At 40.8% G+C, this 5,248-nt stretch carries 6 protein-coding genes; 4 read left to right on the top strand and 2 right to left on the bottom strand.

All coding sequences use genetic code 11. The features are described 5' to 3' along the window. The 4 genes from CXF78_RS12910 to CXF78_RS12895 all read left to right on the top strand — a co-directional run. The coding region (locus CXF78_RS12910) for an amidohydrolase family protein (RefSeq protein WP_145991436.1) at positions 1–651 on the top strand (651 nt) is incomplete at its 5' end. An 11-nt stretch (positions 652–662) separates the two neighbouring features. Next, the gene (locus CXF78_RS12905) at positions 663–1,922 is read left to right on the top strand and encodes an amidohydrolase family protein (protein ID WP_102037027.1); all 1,260 of its coding nucleotides are present in this window, start codon (positions 663–665) and stop codon (positions 1,920–1,922) included. Positions 1,923–1,978: 56 nt separating this feature from the next. Continuing rightward, on the top strand, positions 1,979–2,812 hold the full coding sequence (aroE, locus tag CXF78_RS12900; RefSeq protein WP_102037026.1) for a shikimate dehydrogenase: 834 nt from the start codon (positions 1,979–1,981) through the stop codon (positions 2,810–2,812). Then, positions 2,812–3,069 carry a DUF1488 family protein gene (locus tag CXF78_RS12895; RefSeq protein ID WP_059746082.1) on the top strand — a complete coding sequence of 86 codons (258 nt, stop codon included), beginning with the start codon at positions 2,812–2,814 and terminating at the stop codon, positions 3,067–3,069. The genes aroE and CXF78_RS12895 overlap by 1 nt, the downstream gene beginning before the upstream one ends. On the opposite strand, the gene CXF78_RS12890 is transcribed toward CXF78_RS12895, so the two are convergent. Both CXF78_RS12890 and CXF78_RS12885 read right to left on the bottom strand, forming a co-directional pair. Continuing rightward, the gene (locus tag CXF78_RS12890) at positions 3,066–4,289 is read right to left on the bottom strand and encodes a sensor domain-containing diguanylate cyclase (RefSeq protein ID WP_102037025.1); all 1,224 of its coding nucleotides are present in this window, start codon (positions 4,287–4,289) and stop codon (positions 3,066–3,068) included. The two genes, CXF78_RS12895 and CXF78_RS12890, sit on opposite strands and share 4 nt — an antisense overlap. A gap of 291 nt (positions 4,290–4,580) precedes the next feature. Next, positions 4,581–5,126, bottom strand: coding sequence for a gamma carbonic anhydrase family protein (locus CXF78_RS12885; RefSeq protein ID WP_102037024.1), 546 nt, complete (start codon positions 5,124–5,126; stop codon positions 4,581–4,583). Positions 5,127–5,248: the final 122 nt, after the last annotated feature.

Below are 5,248 nucleotides of genomic sequence, written 5' to 3'. Positions count from 1 at the left end.
TACGCCGCAGGTAAGAACCCTGTAGCACCTAAGCGCGACTTAATGAAAGACACGCTTAAAGGTGTGCTTGAAGGTGATATTTTAATTCATAACCATTGTTACAAAGCTGAAGAAATGGCGATGATGATCGACCTAGGTAAAGAGTTCGGTTATCACGCTGGCACATTCCATCATGCTGTTGAAGCATACAAAATTGCCGATTTATTGGCTGAAAATGGTAACTGTGCAGCTATGTGGCCAGATTGGTGGGGCTTTAAATTAGAAGCTTATGACATGGTGCTTGAAAATGTTGCCATGGTCGATGCGGTTAAAAACTCTTGTGCTGTCGTACATTCAGACTCTGGCGTAACCATTCAGCGCCTTAATCAAGAAACGGCAAAAATCATGAATAACGCGAATGTGAACGGCTTTGACTTAAAAGCTGAGCACGTAATTGGTTGGATTACTGCTAATGCGGCAAAATCATTGGGTATTAGCGATAAGACCGGTTCACTCGAAAAGGGTAAAAATGCAGATGTGGTTGTATGGAATACCAACCCGTTTAGCGTATACGCCCAAGCTGAACAGGTATTTATTGATGGTGCAAAAGTGTATGACCGCCAAGATCCTGCCTACCAGGCACAAAGTGACTTTATGTTAGGTCAACAATAAGGAGCAAGACAATGACACTATTTAATAAATCAGTACTTGCCTTGAGTTTATCTATCAGCTTTGCGTTAAGTTGCGGTGTAGTTCAAGCTGAAAACGTAGCAATTATCCATGCCACAGTGCATACCGCCACAGAACAAGGCGTATTAACCGATGCCACAGTTGTGATTGAAGACGGCACTATTGTAGCCATTAATCCGGCATCACCGACAGCCGATACCGTGATAGATGCTAAAGGGGCAATATTAACTCCAGGCTTTATCGCGAGTATGAATGATTTAGGGTTAGTAGAAATCGGTGCGGTAGCCTCTTCACGTGATGCTTACGAAAAAGAAGCTGATGTCATTTTTGATCCTAGTTTAGCTTACAACCCCAAGGCGTCTACGGTGCCATTTGCTCGCAAAGGCGGAATAACTCGTAATGTAGTGTCATCTGGCGGTGGCGAAGGCATTTTTGCAGGACAAACATTTACTGTAGATTTAAGTGGTGATTGGGACAGTATACTGGCCGCTAACACCGGATTAGTGGTTGCATTAGGTGCGACAGAAGAAGGCTCGCGTGCTGCAGGAATGCAGCAATTGATCCATAAACTTGAGGATGCTAAAAAAGCGCAAGCCAAAAAGAGTAAAGCGAAAAAAACAGCTGACGATGATAGTGATGTACCAAGTCGTGAAGATGATATTATTAACGCGGTACTCGCGGGTGAAAAACCATTAATTATCGCAGTAGACCGTGCCAGTGATATTTTGCATTTAATTAAGCTTAAACAAGACTTGAGCATAGACCTTGTTTTGGTCAATGCAGCTGATGCCGTATTAGTGGCGGATAAGCTCGCGCAAGCAAATATCCCTGTGGTTATTGATAGCATGCGTAACTTACCAGAAAGTTTTGATTCGTTGCATAATTCACTCGAAAATGCAGGTAAACTAGCAAAAGCGGGTGTCAAAGTAGCCATTGCTTTACCTGGTGATAGCCATGGTATTTACGCACTCCGTTTTAGTGCCGGTAATGCGGTTGCTAACGGGATGAACTATGAAGATGCTCTGGCTTCTGTGACGGCAAATGTGGCTGATATTTTCCATTTAGACTCCGGGCGTATTGCGGTCGGTAAGCCAGCAGATTTAGTGTTATGGAGCGGTGATCCTTTCGAGTTCAGTAGTAAAGTACAAAAGATGTGGATTGCAGGAGAGGAGCAAAGCACTGACAGTCGTCAAGACAAGCTCCGTGATCGCTATTTACAAAAAACAGCAATGCCTGAAGCATATAGCCGATAACATCTCACTCTTTACGTGGGATGTTTTCCTAAATCGTTAATGAAGAGACAAAGCGAATGACAGATAAATATGCTGTATTTGGGAATCCGATAGCGCAAAGTAAGTCACCATTTATACATACTGAGTTTGCCAAGCAAACTCAGCAAGACTTAAGCTATGAAGCTATTCTCGCACCTGTCGATCAATTTGACTCTTCGTTAGCGGCATTTTTTGCCGATGGTGGTAAAGGCGCCAATGTTACAGCACCTTTTAAAGAACAAGCATTTTCCATGTGTGACGAACTCAGTGAAATGGCTAAACTCGCTGGTTCAGTAAATACCCTGTTTAATTTACCCGACGGTAAAATTGGCGGTGACAATACCGATGGTGTTGGCTTGGTGAATGACCTTGAAATGCTGTTTGGTTCGCTAAAAGGTAAGCGAGTGTTATTGGTGGGTGCTGGTGGCGCGGCAAGAGGCTGTATTTTACCTATATTACAGCACAATGTGGCTCAGTTGATTATCTGTAATCGGACTCACGAAAAAGCAGAGCAACTTCAAACCTTATTCAATGAGTACGGTAACTTTTTTGCTAAACCCATTGAAGATCTAATATCGCCATTTGATTTAGTTATTAACTCAACTTCAGCTGGTCTATCTGGACAATTAATTGCCTTGCCTAGCGTTATCGTCGATGAAACCACAGATTGTTACGACATGACTTATAGTCAACAAACCACAGTTTTTAATCAATGGGCTCAAGCGCAAAATGCGCGTAAAACTGCTGATGGCTTAGGTATGTTGGTTGGTCAAGCGGCTAAAAGCTTTAGTTTATGGCGTGGGATTACTCCTGATACGGGGTCGGTTATGCGAAAACTGCGTGAATCATTAGCGCAAGAGGCAATAGATTAATGAATCAAAGCGTGATATTTACCGATCAAGTCTATCCCGAAACCAATCAAGTGAAGTTTATTGCTCAGCAACAAGGCGTAAATATCAACTGTTATGCCAGTTTCTCGGTCATCAGTGAGCTTTGCGACAAGCAAGTTGTCAGTGGAAGTAATGCCGTGTGCTTATTTGAGCAATGTCGTTTTGATCTTGAAGACCAAGCAGAAGCATTGATCGAACAAGAAGCTTTTAATGACAGTGGTGACATTATACTAGCTTAAGGCTGATTCAGTTGTTTCTTCAGTCGCTTTTGGCTATACATATTATTATCTGCCTGTTTAAACGCGTTAGCCCAATCTTGATCATACTGGGCAAATCCGTAGCTAAAATGAATTGCAGGGCTTAACAGCGCTAGGTCATGCTGCAATTGTATTACTTGCTGCTCTAAGACATCGATGGGGCCACGGCATAATGCAATAAATTCATCACCGCCATATCTCGCGACTAAAAAATGAGGATGCCACATTGATTTTAGTGATTGTGCAAAGGCCTTTAATGCATCGTCCCCGGCCTGATGTCCGTGCTGATCATTTAGCGGCTTTAAGTTATCCATATCCAAAATAATGATATAGCTTGCTAACTCTGGGTGATGTTGCCATTGCAGAATCGTTGCATCAAATTTTTTGCGATTATACAGCTCGGTTAAGCCGTCATAATCAGCCAAAATCTCAATTTTTTTAGACTTTTGGTACAGTGAAATCGCGTTTGCGGCTTCTGATGTAAGAATATTAACCAGATTTATATCATAGTCACCAAAGGCTTCCATCTTGCTACTGTCTAAATTCATCATTCCGTAAAGCTCTCCGTCAATACGGATAGGGCTAGACAAGGTGGAGCAAATGGGTTTTATTGACGCATGTAAAAGTGCATGTTGGTCATCGTTAGTGAGGGTACTTTTAGCATTGATGTTTTTCATATTGTTAATAACAACAGCTTTATCACAACGGCCATGAGTCTTTCTGAATTGAAAAGTCTCCTCAAGAGTAAAATTTATTTTTCGAAGTGCTTCAATGTCTAAGCCCACAACTGATTCAAACTGTAATCTTTTAGTTTTTTTATCGACCAAAATAATACTGCCCATTTCAGCATCTTCTATAGCACTTACTGCTTTTTGTAATAAAGCGTCTAAAAAAGCCTTTTCAGAATCATATTGGCTAGATAAATTAACTAGCTCAAAAGTCGTATCGTTAATATGGATCACTTGTTCTAAATGTTGCCAAAGACGCAGAATATTTTGTTTGTGCATGTAATAAGTGATGCCATAGCTCAAAGCATAAACGCAACAAATAAGTATTAGATACAGATAGGATGTAGAACTATCAGATATGGCGAATGTGAAGATAAAAAAGAACAACAATAAAGGCACAGCAAGTAGTAGTAAGTGACTCTTAAAGTCGAAATAGGCAATGTGTTTATTGTTAATGCTACTTTTAGTGTGCACTGTAATCATCCTTGGTAGAAAATCGATAATACTGTTTCGCATTAAACATGTTGATAGTCGTACCTCTACTCAAACGATAACATTAATGAAATGTAGACTAACTCAGATTGTGTGCATATGTTTATATAGTGACAAAATAATACAACATCCGAAATTGACTCTCTATCATATAAATCCATGTGAGTTTAGCAACGAATGCCCTAAAGAATTGTGTGAGATGATTTGTTATGACAGGCGCTAAGTAAAATAGACCAACATCATATTGGCCTATATCGTTTATATGAATCAACTCTACTGTTGTAAGTCGACTAAATATTCATTTTTTAAACGGACATAATTATCCGCTGACTGTGGTAAAAATGTACGTTCGGCTTCAGTTAATGGCCTTACTTGTTTACATGGACTGCCAACATATAAATAACCACTCTGCAAAACCTTATTGGGTGGGACTAATGAACCCGCTCCCACGATGACATCGTCTTCTACTATTGCACCATCAAGTAAAATCGCTCCCATACCGATAAGTACGCGATGACCAATCTTGCAGCCATGGAGCATTGCTTTGTGACCAATAGTGACATCATCACCAATAATCAATGGATGCCCATCAGGATTTGCCGAAGACTTACGGCTTACATGTAATATGCTGCCGTCCTGCACGTTACTGCGTTTACCTATACGTATCTTATTTACGTCACCGCGCGCAGCAACTAATGGCCAAACACTCGCGTCATGGTCTAATTTAATGTCACCAACCAGCACCGCAGACTCGTCAACATAGACGTTATCAGCTAAATTAGGGTGAATTCCTTGGTAAGTTCTTATATTAGTCGACATAACAATCCTTATAGATTCATGGTTTGTGACAGTATAATGCTTAAAAACTAGCTGGTCAGGCTAAATTATCCGCAAACAAGCCAGAAATAACAAATAACCTTAAAAAAGGCCTTGCGCTAAAT

The organism is Shewanella sp. 11B5 (assembly GCF_002836795.1).
GTDB classification, from domain to species: Bacteria; Pseudomonadota; Gammaproteobacteria; order Enterobacterales; family Shewanellaceae; genus Shewanella; species Shewanella frigidimarina.
This window is presented reverse-complemented; position numbering and strand designations above follow the sequence as displayed.

Excerpts from the sequence above, each read along its gene's own strand:
- aroE (WP_102037026.1), top strand. The coding sequence starts at position 1,979 with ATGACAGATAAATATGCTGTATTTGGGAATCCGATAGCGCAAAGTAAG.
- CXF78_RS12885 (WP_102037024.1), bottom strand. The coding sequence starts at position 5,126 with ATGTCGACTAATATAAGAACTTACCAAGGAATTCACCCTAATTTAGCT.
- CXF78_RS12905 (WP_102037027.1), top strand. The coding sequence starts at position 663 with ATGACACTATTTAATAAATCAGTACTTGCCTTGAGTTTATCTATCAGC.
- CXF78_RS12895 (WP_059746082.1), top strand. The coding sequence starts at position 2,812 with ATGAATCAAAGCGTGATATTTACCGATCAAGTCTATCCCGAAACCAAT.